The 17,186-nt window shown below is 66.8% G+C and carries 16 protein-coding genes; 6 read left to right on the forward strand and 10 right to left on the reverse strand.

Annotated elements, in window-relative coordinates; translation table 11 throughout:
- The first annotated feature begins 27 nt into the window (after positions 1-27).
- Positions 28-483 carry a GNAT family N-acetyltransferase gene (locus tag BMY90_RS13390; RefSeq protein ID WP_092704615.1) on the forward strand — a complete coding sequence of 152 codons (456 nt, stop codon included), beginning with the start codon at positions 28-30 and terminating at the stop codon, positions 481-483.
- Positions 484-603: 120 nt separating this feature from the next.
- Here the strand turns inward: BMY90_RS13390 and BMY90_RS13395 are convergent, their stop codons facing one another.
- Positions 604-1,740, reverse strand: coding sequence for a hypothetical protein (locus BMY90_RS13395; RefSeq protein WP_092704617.1), 1,137 nt, complete (start codon positions 1,738-1,740; stop codon positions 604-606).
- Positions 1,741-1,855: 115 nt separating this feature from the next.
- On the opposite strand from BMY90_RS13395, the gene BMY90_RS13400 reads away from it, so the two are divergent.
- Positions 1,856-3,142 carry an acetyl-CoA C-acetyltransferase gene (locus BMY90_RS13400; protein WP_092704619.1) on the forward strand — a complete coding sequence of 429 codons (1,287 nt, stop codon included), beginning with the start codon at positions 1,856-1,858 and terminating at the stop codon, positions 3,140-3,142.
- Positions 3,143-3,263: 121 nt separating this feature from the next.
- A complete protein-coding gene (locus BMY90_RS13405) occupies positions 3,264-3,800 on the forward strand; it encodes an energy transducer TonB family protein (protein WP_092704621.1) in 537 nt (178 codons plus the stop codon).
- Between the two features lie 42 nt (positions 3,801-3,842).
- Here the strand turns inward: BMY90_RS13405 and BMY90_RS13410 are convergent, their stop codons facing one another.
- From BMY90_RS13410 to BMY90_RS13430, 5 genes are all read right to left on the reverse strand, one after another.
- Positions 3,843-5,768 (reverse strand): phospholipase D-like domain-containing protein, encoded by a 1,926-nt coding sequence (locus BMY90_RS13410; protein ID WP_092704623.1) that lies wholly within the window; start codon positions 5,766-5,768, stop codon positions 3,843-3,845.
- 31 nt (positions 5,769-5,799) lie between these two features.
- Positions 5,800-6,396, reverse strand: a complete 597-nt coding sequence (locus BMY90_RS13415) for a YceI family protein (protein WP_237711975.1) — start codon at positions 6,394-6,396, stop codon at positions 5,800-5,802.
- Between the two features lie 196 nt (positions 6,397-6,592).
- Positions 6,593-7,066, reverse strand: coding sequence for a SixA phosphatase family protein (locus BMY90_RS13420; protein WP_092704625.1), 474 nt, complete (start codon positions 7,064-7,066; stop codon positions 6,593-6,595).
- A 169-nt stretch (positions 7,067-7,235) separates the two neighbouring features.
- A complete protein-coding gene (locus BMY90_RS13425; RefSeq protein WP_092704627.1) occupies positions 7,236-7,868 on the reverse strand; it encodes a ParA family protein in 633 nt (210 codons plus the stop codon).
- A gap of 178 nt (positions 7,869-8,046) precedes the next feature.
- Positions 8,047-9,087 (reverse strand): hypothetical protein, encoded by a 1,041-nt coding sequence (locus BMY90_RS13430; RefSeq protein ID WP_008213767.1) that lies wholly within the window; start codon positions 9,085-9,087, stop codon positions 8,047-8,049.
- Between the two features lie 168 nt (positions 9,088-9,255).
- Between BMY90_RS13430 and BMY90_RS13435 the strand changes: the two genes are divergently transcribed.
- Positions 9,256-9,438 (forward strand): hypothetical protein, encoded by a 183-nt coding sequence (locus tag BMY90_RS13435; protein ID WP_037101090.1) that lies wholly within the window; start codon positions 9,256-9,258, stop codon positions 9,436-9,438.
- 109 nt (positions 9,439-9,547) lie between these two features.
- On the opposite strand, the gene speE is transcribed toward BMY90_RS13435, so the two are convergent.
- Positions 9,548-10,417 carry a polyamine aminopropyltransferase gene (speE, locus tag BMY90_RS13440; RefSeq protein ID WP_092704629.1) on the reverse strand — a complete coding sequence of 290 codons (870 nt, stop codon included), beginning with the start codon at positions 10,415-10,417 and terminating at the stop codon, positions 9,548-9,550.
- 281 nt (positions 10,418-10,698) lie between these two features.
- On the opposite strand from speE, the gene speA reads away from it, so the two are divergent.
- Complete coding sequence (gene speA / locus BMY90_RS13445) at positions 10,699-12,588, forward strand: biosynthetic arginine decarboxylase (RefSeq protein WP_092704631.1); 1,890 nt, start codon at positions 10,699-10,701, stop codon at positions 12,586-12,588.
- A 109-nt stretch (positions 12,589-12,697) separates the two neighbouring features.
- Complete coding sequence (locus tag BMY90_RS13450) at positions 12,698-13,483, forward strand: 3-hydroxybutyrate dehydrogenase (RefSeq protein WP_092704633.1); 786 nt, start codon at positions 12,698-12,700, stop codon at positions 13,481-13,483.
- 102 nt (positions 13,484-13,585) lie between these two features.
- On the opposite strand, the gene BMY90_RS13455 is transcribed toward BMY90_RS13450, so the two are convergent.
- The 3 genes from BMY90_RS13455 to argS all read right to left on the reverse strand — a co-directional run bounded on the left by BMY90_RS13455 (position 13,586) and on the right by argS (position 16,865).
- Positions 13,586-14,338 (reverse strand): SDR family NAD(P)-dependent oxidoreductase, encoded by a 753-nt coding sequence (locus BMY90_RS13455; RefSeq protein WP_092704635.1) that lies wholly within the window; start codon positions 14,336-14,338, stop codon positions 13,586-13,588.
- Positions 14,339-14,478: 140 nt separating this feature from the next.
- Positions 14,479-15,177 carry an SPOR domain-containing protein gene (locus BMY90_RS13460; RefSeq protein ID WP_092704637.1) on the reverse strand — a complete coding sequence of 233 codons (699 nt, stop codon included), beginning with the start codon at positions 15,175-15,177 and terminating at the stop codon, positions 14,479-14,481.
- Entirely contained in the window at positions 15,177-16,865 is a 1,689-nt protein-coding gene (gene argS, locus BMY90_RS13465; RefSeq protein WP_092704639.1) for an arginine--tRNA ligase, read from the reverse strand. Before argS ends, BMY90_RS13460 begins: the two co-directional genes overlap by 1 nt.
- Between the last annotated feature and the right edge of the window lie 321 nt (positions 16,866-17,186).

Consider the following 17,186-nt stretch of genomic DNA (forward strand, 5'->3'; position numbering starts at 1 on the left):
ATCAAGCCATCTGCAAGCGAAACCCTTATGTCCGAACCCACGATCCGCCCGGCCACCCGTGATGACATCGCCCACCTGGTTGCCTGGAACGCCACGATGGCGTGGGAAACCGAGGCGAAGCGGCTCGATCCGGAGGTACTGGCGCGTGGGGTCGCCGGGGTATTCGATGAGCCGCGTCGCGGCTTCTACCTCGTCGCCGAGCGCGATGGCACGGCCGTTGGCGGCCTGCTGGTCACCTATGAATGGAGCGACTGGCGCTGTGGCGATTTCTGGTGGATCCAGAGCGTCTACGTGGAACCGACGGCCCGTCGCGGCGGCGTGTTCCGTGCGTTGCACGAGGCGGTGGTGCAGCGCGCGCGCGATGCCGGCGCGGTCGGCGTGCGGTTGTACGTCGAGACGGAAAACCTCCGCGCCCAGGCCACCTACGAAGGCCTGGGCATGCAGCGCTGCCATTACTTCATGTACGAGCAGATGTTGCGCTGATCCGGCGAATCCGATCATCGGTACGGCTGTGGGAGCCCGCTGGCGGGCGATGCTCTTGCCGGACTTTCGCGGGAGAAGAGCATCGCCCGCGAGCGGGCTCTTACAGCCGCGCTGCGTGGGTCAATGCAGGGGCGTGGCGGGTGCGCCGAGCTGGCCGGCATCGTCCAGCAGCACGCGACCCAGCGCATGCACGTCGGTGGAAATGCCGTAGCGTTCGGCCAGCAGGGTGACCAGCGGGCCCAGTGCGCTGGGTTGCAGCGGATAGCCGTGGGCCAGCGCGCGGGCGCGACCGCCGTCGCCGCGTTGGGCCACGGTCAGCGCGACTACGCCGAGGCCGGGCGCTTCATGGGCGAACAGCGCCGGGGCGTCGTAGCCGGGATCGGCATCGGCGAGGATTTCCAGCAGGTAGCCCTGGCTGGCCGGAGTGGCGTCGTTTTCCAGCTGCAGCGGAATGCGGTGCGCATCGAGCAGGGCGACGTACTGGCGCAGTTCGAACACGAGGCCGGCAACATCGTGCGCGCGTTGCGCGGCATCGTCGGTCGTCTGTGCGGCGAGCCATTGCGTGGGTGGCTGCGCGTGCACCACGCCGTTGGCGTAGCGCAGGGCCAGGCCGCGCGCGCTGAGTGTGGATTCCTCGCCATACGGGGTGAGCAGCGCCGCTTCCAGCAGCGTCCACAACGGCGCCAGGTTCACGTGTTCGTATTGCACGCAGGTCAGCGCGATGAGGTCGTTGCGGCTGAGGTAGCGTGCGTGTTCCAGCTGCACACCGAGTGTGCGCATCAGCCAGTCGGCGGTGCGTTGGCCGGCTTCGCCGCGGCCGACCAGTTGCACTTCCAGTTCCGCGGAAAGGTCGTCGGCCTGTGCCTCGGGCGCCAGCAGCGACAACGGCAGTACGCGCATCGGGCCGTCGGCGTAGGTGGCGTCGGGCTCCAGCGGCTGCGCGGGCATGTGGCCTTCATGGCTGCCGAACGCCACCACGTTTTCCAGATGGCCGCGCGGCACGCGGCGCGCCAGTTCGTCCAGCGTGGCCCAGACCGGGAAGCCGGGGCGCAGCAGTTCCACCGTGTCGAACAGCGCGCCGGCGAGAGCCAGGCGGGCATTGTCCACTTGCGGCACCAACGCGTGCAAATCGGCGGCAACCAGGGCCGCCAGTTCGGCGGCTTCGTCGCAGCTCAGCGTCAGCCGTGCCGGCGTCGCGCCGTGTGACAGCTCCAGCACCAGGACGGCGGGGAGGGCAATCGGCTGCGAACTTTCCACGTGAATGTTTCCGGAAACGGCAAAGCGTCGATTCTACCATTCACGGTTTTGGGCTTTCGCCATACGCCGGGGCAGGGTAGCCTTGCCTTGTCAAGCGTATCTGGATAGCAGAAGCATGGAAAACACCCAAAAGCGCGTCGGTGTGATCGGCGGTATCCGCATTCCGTTCTGTCGCAACAACACCGCGTATGCCGATGTGGGCAACTTCGGCATGTCGGTGAAGGTGCTCGGCGCGCTGGTGGAGCGCTTCGGCCTGCACGGCGAGGAATTGGGCGAAGTGGCGCTGGGTGCGGTGATCAAGCATGCCTCGGACTGGAACCTGGCGCGCGAGGCGGTGCTCAGCTCCGGGCTGGCGCCGACCACGCCGGGCATCACCACGGCGCGTGCGTGCGGTACCTCGCTGGACAACACCATCATCGTGGCCAACAAGATCGCCACCGGGCAGATCGAAGCCGGCATCGCCGCCGGTTCGGACACCACCAGCGACGTGCCGATCGTGTACAGCCCGCGCCTGCGCAAGCGCATGCTGGCGATCAATCGCGCCAAGGGCTGGCAGGACAAGCTGGCCGCCGCCACGCGCGGCTTCTCGTTCGGCGAGCTCAAGCCCTCGTTCCCGGGTGTGGCCGAGCCGCGCACCGGCATGTCGATGGGCGATCACTGCGAGAAGATGGCCAGGGAGTGGCAGATCAGCCGCGAAGCGCAGGACCTGCTGGCGCTGGGCAGCCACCACAAGCTGGCGGCCGCGTATGACGCGAACTTCTTCGAGGATTTGCTGGTGCCGTTCCGTGGCCTGAAGCGCGACGGTTTCCTGCGTCCGGATTCCACGCTGGAAAAACTGGCCTCGTTGAAACCGGCGTTCGACAAGCGCTCGGGCAAGGGCACGCTGACTGCGGGCAATTCCACGGGATTGTCCGACGGCGCCGCCGCGGTACTGCTGGGCAGCGACGAATGGGCGGCCAAACGCGGCCTGAAGGTGCAGGCCTACTTCCGCGATGCCGAAGTGGCGGCGGTGGATTTCGTGCACGGCGAGGGCCTGCTGATGGCGCCCACCATCGCCGTGCCGCGTCTGCTCAAGCGCAACGGGCTGACCCTGCAGGACTTCGACTTCTACGAGATCCACGAGGCGTTTGCAGCGCAGGTGCTGTGCACCTTGCGTGCGTGGGAAAGCGCCGATTACTGCAAGCAGCGGCTGGGTCTGGATGCACCGCTGGGCTCGATCGATCCAGGCAAGCTCAATGTGCATGGTTCCTCGCTGGCGGTGGGTCATCCGTTCGCCGCCACCGGTGCGCGACTGGTCGCCACGCTGGCCAGGTTGCTGGAACAAAAGGGCTCGGGCCGCGGCCTGATCTCGATCTGCACCGCCGGTGGCATGGGCGTGACCGCGATCCTCGAGCGTCCCTGAGCGACAGTGCCGGCCAGGCGGGAGCGAGCGGCTTCAGCCGCGATTCGCCCTGCGCGTGCATAAATGGGCGTCATTGCGGCTGAAAGCCGCCTCTACGAGAAGGCAGGCTGCCGCTACCGTCATGTTCCGTCTGCGCACCACCACCACCTTGAGTCTGTTGGCGATGGCCATCGGCATCGGCGGTACGGCATGGCTCAGCCAGCAGACCGCCGGCTGGGCCGGGTTGCCCGCGCATGCGGCGCGCTGGCCCACCTATCACCATGCGATAGCGCAACGGCGGCATCACTCGCATGCGCCGTGGCTGGCGGTGCATCGGACCCGGCCCGAAGCGACGACGGCGATGGACGTGCAGGCGGCGACGCCGGCACCGGTCGAACTGGTGCCGGTCAGCATGCCGACGCGCCCGGTGCCGTACGCGGCGATGCGCCATCATCTGCAAGGCCAGGTGCTGCTGCATGTGCAGGTGGACGGGCAGGGGCGCGTGACTGCCGCCAGCGTGGCCGATTCCAGTGGCGATGCGGTGCTGGATGCGCACGCCCTGGCCACCGTGCGCGACTGGCGTTTCGCGGTGCCGACCGGTCATCCCGACGGTGCCAGCGGCGAACTGCCGATGCACTTCACCGCAGGCGATGAACGTCAGCTCGCGCAGGTACCTTGAAGTCGCTTCAGCGCCGACCCGACGGGTGCGTGAAACCCTCGCTCAGAGGATGCCTTTCACCCCGGCACCGAACGCGGTGATCAGCCGGGTGATCACCGACTTGGGCGAGAGCGCCACGTCGGGGAAGTCGCCCACCGGCTTGTAGCAGCTGTAGAACGCCGGATCGAACGGCGACATCGGCGTGCAGCCGGGCTTGAGGTCGTAGCTGGTGGCGTAGCGGAACGGCCACAGGTCGAACAGCGGCAGTTTTTCCGAAACGTCGCCGATGAGCTGGCTGATGCCGCCGAGTACCGGCACGGTGGGCCGGCGCGCGCCGATCACCCAGGCGTTTTCCGGCTGGGTATCGCGCAGGATCGAATTGCGCAGTTCGGTGGCGAAGCGCGGATCGTAGACGATCACGCCGGCCTCGGTGTTGTAATGATCCGAGCGCGGGTCGAAGTTGTGCGAGCCGACCATCGCGAAACGATCGTCCACCACCAGCGACTTGGCGTGCAGTGCAAAGCGCCGCCCGGTGCTTTGCAGTGGGGCGGGCCGGTTGCGTCGGCCATTGCTGCCGAACAGTCCGGGGCGACGCGCGGTGCCGGCGAAGTGCCCGCGGTCGTCTTCCGCATCCAGTTTCACGTTCTTGCCGGCCGCGCTGCCGCGATGGGTGCCGTGGTCGGTGGGGGCGAAATCCTCGTCCCGCACGTTCGCCTGCTCGTAGGCCTCGGCGGCGCTGTCGGCATGCGGTTTCAGCTCGTGGATCTCGAAACCGAACTTGGTGAGATAGCGTTTGCGATGCTTGAACGACAGCGCATACACCGCGAAGGCATCGGTGGATGCCAGCGAATTGGTGGAGACGATGATGCGCGGTGGCGGGACGTCCTTGTGCAGGCGCTCGAAGATTTTCCGCGCGTGCTTGCTCATGACCAGGTAGGGCGTCTGCAGAATCACTTCGTGCTTGGCATCGGCGACCATGCGCATCAGGTGCGCCGTGAATATGTGAGCGCTGCGCTTGTGCGGGTCGTCGGTTTTTGCCGGCAGATCGCTGAAATAATCCACCTTGCCGGTGCGCAGGCTGTTGTCGATCAGATGCAATTCGAGCCAGTCGGGGTCTTCCGCCTCGGCCTGCGCGCGGGCTACGCGCGCAGGCCGAGCGTAGTGCGGCGCGGGCCAGGTGGGTGCGCTGGCATCCTCGCGGATGCGCCGGTTGAGGTCGCGCAGATGGGTCAGCGCCACCGAGCGCTTGTGATGCCAGAACAGCTTGAAGCTCGCGGCCATCTCCTTCGCGGTGGGTCCGCCGACCATCACTTCGCGGTCGACGTAATCGAAATTGTCGTCCCAGTTGAAATAGCGGTCCTGGTAATTGCGCCCGCCGGTGATGCCGATGGCGTCGTCCACCAGCAGCAGCTTGTTGTGCATGCGCTGGTTGAACTTCATGAAGCAGCACATGAGGCCGGCGGCGAATTCCAGCGGCGGCGTCTGGGCGTCATGGAAGGTGGGGTTGTACAACTTCACCTGCAGGTTGGGGCTGACCCGGGCGAGGCGATCAAGCAGACCGAGGTCGTCGAACGAGAACAGCTGGTCGGCGAGGATGCGCACGTGCACGCCGCGGCGCGCAGCCTGCACCAGCTCGTTGAGCACGAGCTGGCCGATGTCGTCCTCGTCCCAGATATAGGTTTGCACGTCGATGCTGCGGCGCGCCGCACGGATCAGGCTGATGCGTGCCACCAGCGCCGCCTGGCTGTCGTCGAGCAGGGTGACGGTGTTCACCGGGTGCTGTGGCGTCGAGTCGGCGATCGACTTGTCGGCCGCCTGCAGCAGCGGTGACGGCAGCGCGCAGTGGTCGGCCTGGCTGCAGTCGGTCTGGCGATCCGGGCTGGCCGCGACGATGGCGTTGGCCTGGCGGATATGCACGCGCGAGACCGCACAGCCCTGCAGCAGGGCCGCACACGTGACAAGGAGGAGGGCACACCAGCGCAGACGCATCCGACGGATGATACGGGTTATCGCGGGGTGGTTACGGTTTTTTCGTGGCCTGCGGCGGGTTGTCGCGGGATGGCGGAGCGGTCTGCGTGGCTGGCCGCAAGCTGATCGCGAGGTTCAGCTCGACCCGGTCCGCCAGGGTGGCACGGTGCGCGATCATGCCGAAGTCGGCGCGCTGGACGGCTCCGCTCAGCGAAATCCGGCAGCGCGGCACCACTGCGTTCGTGCAGCGCATCGGGTGCAGCGTGAAGCTCATCGGGGCGGTTACTCCGCGCAGGCTCAGGCGCCCGGGCAGCGGGCCGCCCTGTTGCAGCGTGGCCAATGGCAGTGGATCGGAGACGAAGCGGATGAATGGGTAGTTGGCGGCATCGAAGAACTCCGGGGCAAGCACCCAGCGACGCATGCGCGATGAATCCATGGTCACGCTGTCCACCGCGATGTTCGCGCGCACGACCACGCTGTCGTCTCCCGGGCCCGCCAGTACCGCACCGTCGATATGACGGAAGCGCCCGCTGATTTCGTGCAGCCACAACAGTCGCACGCCGAACACGGCTTGCGACTGGCTGCTGTCGATGCGGTAGCCGACCGGTGGCGTGGCGGCCTGTACCGGCAGCAGGGGAAGCAGCGGCAACAGCCAGGCGGCGAAGGCGCGGGGCGGGCGCTTCGCGCCGATGTGCGCGCAGCATGCGACAAGACCCGTGCGCAGCCAGCCCGTGCGGATGCTGCGGTGTACGGCTGAAACCGCGAGAACCGCCGGGCGGAAAGGTGCGGCGAACCGCACTTTCACCGGAAGGCGGCGCCCGGACGATGGTTTCGGCAAGCGTCGGTCATGGCGACCAGAACGCGCCGAGGCGGGCGCTGCCCGGTTCCAGCGCGCCATCCAGGTGCAGCACCGCCAGGCCGCCGGGGGGCATGCCGCGGAATTCGTCCGAGCGGCCTTCCACCAGCAGCGCGACCAGCCGTTCGATGCCGGGGTTGTGACCGACCAGCATCACCGTGCCGGCATCTTCGTGCTGGTCGAGCAGGGCCAGCAGTTCGCCGGGCGTGGCGTCGTAGATCTCGGTCGCGGATTGCGCGGACGGGGCCTTGTTCAGCGCGGCCAGTGCCAGCTCGGCAGTGGCGCGGGCGCGCTCGGCGGGTGAGCAGAGCACGCGGTCGGGGCGCGTGCCGTGCTGGGCCAGCCACGCGCCGGCGGCACGGGCCTCCTGCTCGCCGTGGCCACTGAGGCGGCGGTGGGTGTCGCTGTCGCCGCTGCTGGCGGGTAGCGCTTCGGCGTGTCGAAGCAGGATCAGTTCGTGCATGGCGTGCTCCGTGGCAATGGCAATACGACAAAGTGTCGGCAACGTGCTTCCCGCACGAGGCCGATTCGGCGCGTCCGGGACAGGCCCGGGCGTGCCTCCGACGGTTCGCCGGCTTGTGCCGTCGAGCCGCGGGCGATCCGTCCATGGATCGCACTGACGGGACAGGCTGTCAGTGCTGGCGCTTGATCCAGCGCAGCAGCGGTGCCCAGTCCTGTTGATGGTTGCGCACCTGTTCCGAAGCGTAGTCGAAAATGCCTTTGCCGAGTGCGCCGAGCAGCACATAGGCCTGGCTGTCGCGCAATTGCGCCACCACCGGGAACGGCGCGGCCTCGGCCAGCTGCGCCACGGCGTCCTGGCTGGCGTGGGTCCACGGCTTGAGCCGGTTGGCCACGATGGCCACCGGCAGCTTGCCGCGCTTGATCCGGTTGATCTCGCGCAGGTGTGCGAGGAAACCCAGGCTGGCATCCAGGTCGAACGACGAGGGCAGTACCGGCACCAGCAGCACGTCGGCCTGTTCCAGGTAGGGTTCGAGTTCGCGTTCGTGCGAGCCGGCAGGCGTGTCGATCAGCGCGACCTCGGTATCCGACGGCAGTTTCTGCAGGCCTCGGCGGCCGCCCTCAAGCCCGAGTACCCCGGGCACGTTGTCCGGCCGAAGCGCGGCCCAGCGATAGCTGGAACCTTGTCGGTCGCCGTCGATGATTGCGGTGCGCTTGCCCTTCTGCGCCCAGTGCGAAGCCAGCTGGGTCACCAGCGTGCTCTTCCCGCAACCGCCCTTGCTGCTTGCCACAAGCACCGTCAGCATCGGCCCACCTCCATTGCGAAAGGTGGCCCCAGACTAGCAGCCTGTCGGACCGATGAGGAATGGGCTGCAAATTCGCCGCCATCAAGCCCGGCAGGCCGCCGGCCGGGTATGGCACGGTTGGGTGGCAGACCGCTTTCCGTCGGCGCGACGACGCCCCGACATGACCGCCGGGGCGTGGCTATTCCGACGCCTTGGGTTGCGCGTCAGCCGGGGCTTCGGTGGGAATGTGCGCGTCGCGCAGTGCGGCCAGGATCAGGCTCATCTGGGAGCCGCCGTTGCGTGCCAGCGCCAGCAGGTGCTGGGCTTCGGCCTTGTTGTTGCGCGCGCGGCTGGCCAGCTGGGCGAAGTTCTGCACCTGCCAGACCAGGTCGCGGCGGGCGTTGCGGGCATCCTGCTGCTGCGCGGGGTCGGAATTCAGCGTTTCGCGCAGATGCAGGCCCAGCGAGCGGGCCAATGCGCTGGAACCCCATTCCAGCGTCTTGCCGAGCTTGAGGCATTCGGCCTTGACGGTGGCATCGTCGGCTTCGCTCTTGCACAGCTCGGCCACCACGCGCAGGCCGGGTTGCGGCTGGGCGGCGGCCAGGCCGAAGGCGATCATCATCTGCACGCCTGCCGGGCCGGCGCTTTCGGCGGGATCGAGCGTGTCGGCCGGTGGCGGCAAGGTGGCCACGGCATAGGCCAGCGCTTTCAGGCTGGTGCCGGCGTAATCGTCGTACAGCTTGGCGTCGGCCGCGCGGGCCAGGTCGGCGTGCGCGTCCTTTTTCTGCATGTTGCGCATGTCCTGGCCCAGCTTGAGCAGCCAGACCGCGGCGTTGTCCGGGGCCTGTGTCACCAGTTTCGCCAGCGCCTTGGTATTGGGGCAGGCCTCGGCCTTGGCGTCGCAATCGGACAATTCCGCCCAGGTAACCGCCGGGCCGGCATCGGATGCCTGCGCGGCGCGGTGGATCAGCACATGGAAGCTGTTGACCTCGGGCTGATTGGTGAGCGGGCGCGCCAGCAGGGCGGCGCCGAGCAAGGGCTGTGCATCGACGCGCGGTGCCAGCACGCTGACCAGATCACGCTGGAAGCCGCGTAGCGCCTTGTCGCGTGCGGCGGCCTTGGCTTCGGCCTTCTTCGAAGCCGCGTGCGTGGTCTTGTGGGCAGGGCTGCCGGCGGCCAGCAGCGGCGTGGCTACCAGGCTGCAGGCGAGGCCGAGGGCGAGAATGCACGATCCACGCATGGGTTGCTCCGACGCTCAAAGCGCCAGCATAGCGGGCTTTGCTTGAAGCGCGCCTGATCCGGGGAGATGCGAGGCACGCTGGGCGCACGAGTCACTTGCTAGCATGACGATTCCCCCCGACCGGGCTCTGCATGGCCCAGGAGACAGCAGGTGGTGACATCGTTCACGATGATGACGGGCGCATCGGCGCCATGGTTCGCCGGCTGGGGCACGTTGGCGCTGGTCAATGCCGGCTTGGCCCAGGGCAAGAACCGCAGCGGCTTGCTGTGGTTCCTGCTGTCGTTGGTGCTCGGGCCGATTGCGACCCTGGCGTTGGTGCTGATGCCGAAGGTGCGGGCGAAGCTGTTCTGAGCATGCGGCAGGAGCGCACCCTGTGCGCGAATACCCTGACGCCTGATCGGAGCCGAAAGCATGCGCGCACAGGGTGCGCTCCTACATCCGATGCGACTGCACCGGACCGTTATTCGCCCAGCGCCTCGCGCATGAATTCCGGCGAGGCCAGCGCGCCCTTGTGGATGTCGGCGTTGTAGTAGCGGGTGGGGAAGTTCTTCGCCATCGCACCGCGCTCGCGGAAGCCGGACAGGTCGCCGCCCTTGCGCGCCATGGTGCAGCTCCACCAGCCGGTGGGGTAGCACGGCTGCGGGAACGGCAGCGTCTTCACCGCGCTGAAGCCGGCGGTGCGCATGGCCGAACGCATCGACTTGATCAGCTCGATGTGCGCGATCGGCGATTCCGACTGCTGCACCAGGATGCCGCCGTGGCGCAGCGCCTTGAAGCAGCTGGCGTAGAACGCACCGTTGAACAGGCCTTCGGCGGGGCCGACCGGGTCGGTCGAGTCGACGATCACCAGGTCCAGCGATTCCGGTTCGGCCTCGGCCATGTACTTGATGCCGTCGATGAACAGCAGTTCGGCGCGCGGGTCGTTGTTCGACTCGCACAGTTCCGGGAAATATTCCTCGGCGAGGCGGGTCACGCGCTCGTCGATCTCCACCTGCACGGCCGACTCGACTTCCTCGTGGCGCAGCACTTCGCGCAGCGTGCCGCAGTCACCACCGCCGATGATCACCACGCGCTTGGCGCGCGCATGGGTGAACAGCGCCGGGTGGGTCATCATCTCGTGGTAGAGGAAGTTGTCGCGGCTGGTCAGCATCACGCAGCCATCGATCACCATCAGGTTGCCCCAGTCGGTGGTCTGGTGGATTTCGATGGTCTGGAACGGGGTCTTTTCCGCGTGCAGCTGTTTCTCCACGCGATATCCAATGGAGGAGCCGGAAGCCAGGTGGGCTTCGGTGAACCAGCGGGCTTCATTGGGCGTGGGTTGCTGCGACATGGCGGGTGTTCCTGATAACGCGTGATGAAGGACAAAGAGGCGTAATTGTAGCCGTTTCGAGGATGAAGGTAGCGCCCCGGATGTCCGCACATTGTCATGGCGTCCCCGTTACAATGGATTCCCTGCCCCGGCCTGCGCTCAGTCGCACCGGGCGGGCAGTCCATCCGGCCCCGCGGCGTGCGAGGCTTCCGGCCGGCGGACCGCTTCACCGTCAAGGCTCGCCGCTGCGACGACATGATCCGTGTGTGCCGCAAGCACCCCCGCACAAGGAGTTTTCATCCATGTCGAAGCCCTGGACTACCGACAGCGCCCGTCATACCTACGCCGTTTCGCACTGGAGCGACGGTTACGTCGACGTCGACGCGGCCGGCGACATCGCCATGCGTCCGCGCGGCGCGCGCGGCCCGTCGCTGCCGTTGCCGGCCATCGTCGAACGTGCCCGTGCCGAAGGCCTCCGCCTGCCGTTGCTGGTGCGTTTTCCCGACATTCTCGCCGACCGCCTCGCGCGGCTGCAGGGCGCGTTCGCCAAGGCCATCGACGAATGGCATTACGCGGGTGGCTATACCGCCATCTATCCGATCAAGGTGAACCAGCAGCGTGGCGTCGCCGGCGAGCTGGTGGCTGCCGGCGTCGAGGGCTTCGGCCTGGAAGCCGGCTCCAAGCCCGAGCTGATGGCGGTGCTGGCGATGGCGCGGCCGGGTTCCATCGTGATCTGCAACGGCTACAAGGACCGCGAATACATCCGCCTGGCGCTGATCGGGCGCAAGCTCGGCCTGCGCGTGCACATCGTGATCGAGAAGTTGTCCGAGCTGGATCACGTGTTCACCGAGGCGAAGGCGCTGGGCGTCGAGCCGTTGCTCGGTGTGCGCGTGCGGCTGGCCTCCATCGGCGCGGGCAAGTGGCAGAACACCGGCGGCGACAAGGGCAAGTTCGGGCTGTCGCCGAACCAGGTGCTGCAGCTGATCGAGCGGCTCGACGCGGCCGGCCTCAAGCACACGCTGAAACTACAGCACTTCCACATGGGCTCGCAGATTTCCAATGTGCGCGACATCGCCAACGGCATGCGCGAGGCGACGCGCTACTTCGTCGAGCTGATCCGCATGGGCGTGCCGCTGGAGATCGTCGACGTCGGTGGTGGCCTCGGCGTGGACTACGAAGGCTCGCGCTCGCGCAGCCACAATTCGATCAACTATTCGATGGAGCAATACGCCGCCACCATCGTGCAGTCGCTGGCCGAGGCGGTCGAGGCCGAAGGCCTGGCCGCACCGCACATCCTCACCGAGGCCGGCCGCGCGATGACGGCGCACCACGCCGTGCTGGTGGTCAACGTGAGCGAAGTGGAACCGGTACCTGATGGCGCCATTCCCGCCCCGCGCGACGACGAGCCGCTGGCGCTGCGCCACCTGCGCGAAGTGCATGCCGAACTCGACCAGCGCCCGCCGCTGGAGCTGTACCACGAGGCCCAGCACCACCTGCACGAGGGCCAGACGCTGTACGCGCTGGGCCAGTTGTCATTGGCCGACCGCGCGAAGCTGGACGAGATGTACTACGCCATCGCCAACGCCGTGCGCGCCCGCCTCACCCCGGTCGAGCGCGCCCACCGCCAGGCACTGGACGAGCTGGACGAGAAACTGGTCGACAAGTACTTCGTCAACTTCTCGGTATTCGAGTCGGTGCCGGACATCTGGGCGATCGACCAGATCTTCCCGATCGCGCCGATCGCGCGGCTCGATGAAGAGCCGACCCGGCGCGGCGTGATTGTCGATCTCACCTGCGATTCGGATGGCCGCATCGACCATTACGTCGATGCCGAAGGCGTGGACGTCAGCCTGCCGCTGCATGCGTTGAACGACGGCGAAAGCTATCGCCTCGGCATCTTCATGGTCGGTGCGTATCAGGAAACCCTGGGCGACATCCACAACCTGTTCGGCGATACCGACGCGGTGAACGTACGCGTGGATGGCGACGGCTACACCTTCGCCCACACCCGTCGCGGCGACACCACCGATCTGATGCTCGACTACGTCGGCTATGACCTCGCCGCACTGCGCAGCAGCTACCGTGAGCGCATCGCCAGCGCGGGCGTGACCGGCGACGAAGCCGCGCGGCTGTATGACGCACTCGATGGTGGCCTCACCGCCTACACCTACCTCGCCGAAGACACGAAATAATTGTAGGGGCGCACCCCGTGCGCGACGCTCTGCGTCACGTGTGCAGCGAAAAGCATCGCGCGCAGGGTGCGCTCCTACATCGCAAATCACCTCGCTACAGGAGCAGCACATGACAAGTCTCAATGGCAAGGTCGCGCTGATCACCGGCGCGGCCAGTGGCATCGGCAAGGCGATTGCCGAGCTGTACGCGCAGAATGGCGCCAGCGTGGCGATCGCTGACATCAACCAGGACGCTGCCGACAAGACGGCGGCGGAAATCAACGCGGCCGGCGGCAAGGCGATCGGCGTGGCGATGGACGTGACCAGCGAGGACGCGGTCAATGCCGGAACCGACAAGGTGGTCGAAGCCTTTGGCGCGCTGGACATCCTGATTTCCAACGCCGGCGTGCAGATCATCAACCCGATCGACCAGTTTGCCTTCGCCGACTGGAAGAAGATGCTGGCGATTCATCTGGATGGCGGCTTCCTCACCACCAAGGCCGCCTTGAAGCACATGTACAAGGGCGACCGCGGCGGCATCGTGATCTACATGGGCTCGGTGCACTCGCACGAGGCATCGAAGCTGAAGGCACCGTACGTCACCGCCAAGCACGGCCTGCTGGGACTGGCGCGCACGCTGGCCAAGGAGGGCGCGCCGCACAACGTGCGCTCGCACGTGATCTGCCCCGGCTTCGTGCGCACGCCGCTGGTCGACAAGCAGATCCCCGAACAGGCGAAGGAGCTGGGCATCAGCGAGGACGAGGTGATCGAGAAGGTGATGCTGAAGGACACCGTCGATGCCACCTTCACCACCGTCGACGATATCGCGCAAACCGCGCTTTATCTGGCCACCTTCCCGTCCGCGGCGCTGACCGGGCAGAGCATCGTGGTCAGCCACGGCTGGTTCATGCAATAAAGTCCCGCTCCAGTCGATCCTGCAGGAGCGCACCCTGTGCGCGATTGCTCTTCGTAATGTGGCAAGAGCATCGCGCACAGGATGCTCTCCGACAGGCGAATGTCAGCCGCGGTGCACCTGCAGACCGGCGGCCGACTGGCTGACCGGCATCACTTCGATGCGGTTGATGTTGAGATGCGGCGGCAGGCTGGCGATCCACCAGATGGTGTTGGCGATATCCGTCGCCGTGATCGGATGCGTGCCGGCGTAGAGTTTGTCCGAGGCGCCTTGATCACCGCCGGTGCGCACCAGGGTGAATTCGGTTTCGGCCATGCCCGGCTCGATCGAGGTCACGCGCACGCCGGTGCCATGCAGGTCGGTGCGCAGGTTCTGGGTGAAATGCGTGACGAAGGCCTTGGTGCCGCCGTAGACGTTGCCGCCCGGGTACGGGTAGCTGCCCGAGATCGAGCTGATGTTGACGATGGCGCCACGGCGTTCGATCAGTTGCGGCAGCAGCAGGTGCGTCAATGTCACCAGCGCGGTGACGTTGACGTCGATCATCTGCTTCCACTGCGCCAGATCCGCCTTTTGCGCCGGCGCGGTGCCCAAGGCCAGGCCGGCGTTGTTGACCAGCAGGTCGATGCCGGTGAAGGCCGATGGCAAGGCCGCGTGCGCCGCGCGCAAGGCGGCTTCGTCGCGGATGTCGAAGGCCGTGGCGTGCACGCGGTCGGCACCGTGCGCGTCGACCAGCTTCTGCAGTCGGTCGGCGCGTCGGCCGCTGGCGATCACGCGCCAGCCTTCGCTCACGAAACGTTCCACGGTGGCGGCGCCGAACCCGGAGGTGGCGCCGGTGATCCATGCTGTCTTGGTTGTCATGCGCAAAAGTGTAACGCCGGTGACGCCGGGGTTGGAGCCGTGATTTCGAAATCAGCGCCTGAAGGTTGGGCTGCGCGCGCCGCGGACGGCAAAGGGGCCGCATTCGCGGCCCCTTGCACAAGCAACGGCAAGACTTCGGGCTAGTTGCCTTCTTTCAGCGCAATCGCCTTGATGCCGGCGGCGGTCAGTCGCTGCTTGACCGCTTCAAGCGCGGTGGCGGAACGATACGGACCAAGACGTACGCGATGGTAGGTCTGGCCGCCCACGCTGACGGTCTGCACGTTGGCGACGAAGCCCTGCAGGGCAAGCTTGGCCTTCAGCGTTTCCGCGTCGGCGGCGGCCGGGAACGCACCGACCTGCAGCAGGTAGCCGTTGCCGGCGGGTGGCTGGACGGCCGATGCCGGTGCGGCGGTGATGTTCTGGCTGACCGCGGCGGGTGCATTCGCCGCGGCTTGGGCGGCGGCCTGCTGCTGCGCCTGTGCCTGTTGTGCCGAGGCCTGCTGTTTCTGCTGCTGTTCGGCCTTGGCCTGGGCGCTGATTTCGGCGTCGGGGATGCGCACTTCCTTCTCCGACAGCACGGAGTAGAAGTCGTACTTGGGCTTGGCCGGGGCGCTGGCGGACGGCTGCAGCCCGGTGTCGCTGTCCTGCTGGGCGGTGGCCTGCGGGTTGGGCTGCGGGCCCTTCTTTGCGCTCATCGGCATCAGCGAGTGGCGCATCAGCATCACCACCACGATGGCGCCGATGATGATGCCGACCAGCAGTCCGGCCCAGCTCGGGAGTCCGCCGTTGTTGTTGCGCACGGCCTGCCGACCTTTGCCCTTGCCCTTGCGTGTTGCCATTACATGCTCTCCGGGGCGCCCAGGCCCAGCAAATCCAGTCCGTTGCGCAAGACCTGTCGCGTGGCCACCACGAGGGTCAGGCGCGCGTCGCGCAGGTCCTTGTCGTCAACCAGGAACTGGTGTGAGTTGTAGTAGGTGTGGAACGCGTTGGCCAGCTCGCGCAGCCAGTTCGCGATCACGTGCGGTTCCAGCCCGGCCGCGGCGGCCTCGACCTGCTCGGGGTACTTCGACAGCTCGGTCAGCAGGATCTGTTCGTGCTCGTTGTCCAGCCGGGCCAGTTGCGCCAGCCCATTATCCGGATCGAACGTGAACCCCTTCTCGCCGGCCTGGCGCAGCACCGAGCAGACGCGGGCGTGGGCGTACTGAATGTAGTACACCGGGTTGTCGTTGGATTGCGAGCGAGCCAGGTCGATGTCGAACACCAGCTGCGAGTCGCTCTTGCGCGAGATCAGGAAGTAGCGCGTGGCGTCGCGGCCCACTTCGTCGATCAGGTCGCGCAGGGTGACGTAGCTGCCGGCGCGCTTGGAGATCTTCACCTCCTCGCCGCCGCGCATCACCGTCACCATCTGGTGCAGCACATAGTCGGGATAGCCCTTTGGAATGCCGCAATCCAGCGCCTGCAAGCCAGCCTTCACGCGGGCCAGCGAGCCATGGTGGTCCGAGCCCAGCTCGGTGATCGCCTTTTCGTAGCCGCGTTGCCACTTCGACAGGTGGTAGGCGACGTCCGGCACGAAGTAGGTGTAGGTGCCGTCGGACTTGCGCATCACGCGGTCCTTGTCGTCGCCGAAGTCCGTGGTTTTCAGCCACAGCGCGCCGCCTTCCTCGTAGGTGTGGCCGTGGGCGGTGAGTTCGCGCACGGTCTCTTCCACCTTGCCGTGCTGGTACAGCGAGGACTCCAGGAAGTACACGTCGAAGGCTACGCCAAAAGCCTTCAGGTCCAGATCCTGCTCGCGACGCAGGTAGGCCACGGCAAAGGCGCGGATGGCGTCGAGGTCGTCAGCGTCCTTCGCTCCGGTGACGGTCTGGCCTTCCACGCCCACGCTGTCACCGGCCAGATAGGCTTTTGCCACGTCGGCAATGTAGTCACCACGATAGCCGGACTCTGGCCAACCCGCGTCATCCGGGGCAATGCCACGGGCGCGCGCCTGTACCGAAATGGCCAGGTTGGCGATCTGCACGCCGGCGTCGTTGTAATAGAACTCGCGCTTGACGTTCCAGCCACTGGCGTCGAGCAGCCGGCTGAGGCAATCGCCGATGGCCGCGCCCCGGCCGTGGCCCACGTGCAGTGGGCCGGTCGGGTTGGCCGAGACGAATTCCACGCCCACGGTGCGGCCGGCGCCCTGGCGGTTACGGCCGTAGGCGGCGCCGTCGGCCATGATCCGGCGCACTTCGGCGTGGTAGGCCTCGGCGGCAAGGAAGAAGTTGATGAAGCCGGGCCCGGCGATCTCCACTTTCGCCAGCAAGCTGTTCTGCGGCAGGGCTGCCACCAGCTTTTCGGCCAGTTCGCGCGGCTTGGCGCGTGCCGGTTTGGCCAGCAGCATCGCCAGGTTGGTGGCGAAATCGCCGTGCTCGCGGCTGCGCGCGCGCTCGATCACGAACCCGGGCAGGTCGAGGTCGGCGGGCAGGGTGCCGTCGTTCCGCAGGGCTTCGAGGGCCTGCAGCAGAAGGTCGCGCAGCGGTTGCTTCATGGGGCGAAAGTCGATGTCTGATGGAACCGCGCATCGTAACAGACCGCACTGCAGCAAACCCGACCCGCCAGCCCGCGGGCGGGGCCTTGCCGGGTGCTGCGCTGCGGCGGGCGAGGCTGTGGATAAGTCTGTGGGGAAAGTTGGCGGCCGTGCGGGGAATGCGGGGTAGCGGCCGCCTTGTCCACTTATTTCACGTAAAAAACATTTTCATATCAATTAGTTGTGGTGTGAACATGATGTCTTCAGCAAGGCATGGGCTGTAAGTGGCGCAAGAGCGTCCGTGTGCATAAGTTTCAGCGGGTTGGGGCCGTCACCGATGTG

The organism is Rhodanobacter glycinis, assembly GCF_900114325.1.
Lineage (GTDB): Bacteria > Pseudomonadota > Gammaproteobacteria > Xanthomonadales > Rhodanobacteraceae > Rhodanobacter_A > Rhodanobacter_A glycinis.

Excerpts from the sequence above, each read along its gene's own strand:
- BMY90_RS13430 (WP_008213767.1), bottom strand. The coding sequence starts at position 9,087 with ATGCGTGGATCGTGCATTCTCGCCCTCGGCCTCGCCTGCAGCCTGGTA.
- BMY90_RS13450 (WP_092704633.1), top strand. The coding sequence starts at position 12,698 with ATGACAAGTCTCAATGGCAAGGTCGCGCTGATCACCGGCGCGGCCAGT.
- BMY90_RS13410 (WP_092704623.1), bottom strand. The coding sequence starts at position 5,768 with ATGCGTCTGCGCTGGTGTGCCCTCCTCCTTGTCACGTGTGCGGCCCTG.
- BMY90_RS13425 (WP_092704627.1), bottom strand. The coding sequence starts at position 7,868 with ATGCTGACGGTGCTTGTGGCAAGCAGCAAGGGCGGTTGCGGGAAGAGC.
- BMY90_RS13405 (WP_092704621.1), top strand. The coding sequence starts at position 3,264 with ATGTTCCGTCTGCGCACCACCACCACCTTGAGTCTGTTGGCGATGGCC.
- BMY90_RS13420 (WP_092704625.1), bottom strand. The coding sequence starts at position 7,066 with ATGCACGAACTGATCCTGCTTCGACACGCCGAAGCGCTACCCGCCAGC.
- speE (WP_092704629.1), bottom strand. The coding sequence starts at position 10,417 with ATGTCGCAGCAACCCACGCCCAATGAAGCCCGCTGGTTCACCGAAGCC.
- BMY90_RS13455 (WP_092704635.1), bottom strand. The coding sequence starts at position 14,338 with ATGACAACCAAGACAGCATGGATCACCGGCGCCACCTCCGGGTTCGGC.
- BMY90_RS13460 (WP_092704637.1), bottom strand. The coding sequence starts at position 15,177 with ATGGCAACACGCAAGGGCAAGGGCAAAGGTCGGCAGGCCGTGCGCAAC.
- BMY90_RS13390 (WP_092704615.1), top strand. The coding sequence starts at position 28 with ATGTCCGAACCCACGATCCGCCCGGCCACCCGTGATGACATCGCCCAC.
- argS (WP_092704639.1), bottom strand. The coding sequence starts at position 16,865 with ATGAAGCAACCGCTGCGCGACCTTCTGCTGCAGGCCCTCGAAGCCCTG.
- BMY90_RS13400 (WP_092704619.1), top strand. The coding sequence starts at position 1,856 with ATGGAAAACACCCAAAAGCGCGTCGGTGTGATCGGCGGTATCCGCATT.
- speA (WP_092704631.1), top strand. The coding sequence starts at position 10,699 with ATGTCGAAGCCCTGGACTACCGACAGCGCCCGTCATACCTACGCCGTT.
- BMY90_RS13435 (WP_037101090.1), top strand. The coding sequence starts at position 9,256 with ATGATGACGGGCGCATCGGCGCCATGGTTCGCCGGCTGGGGCACGTTG.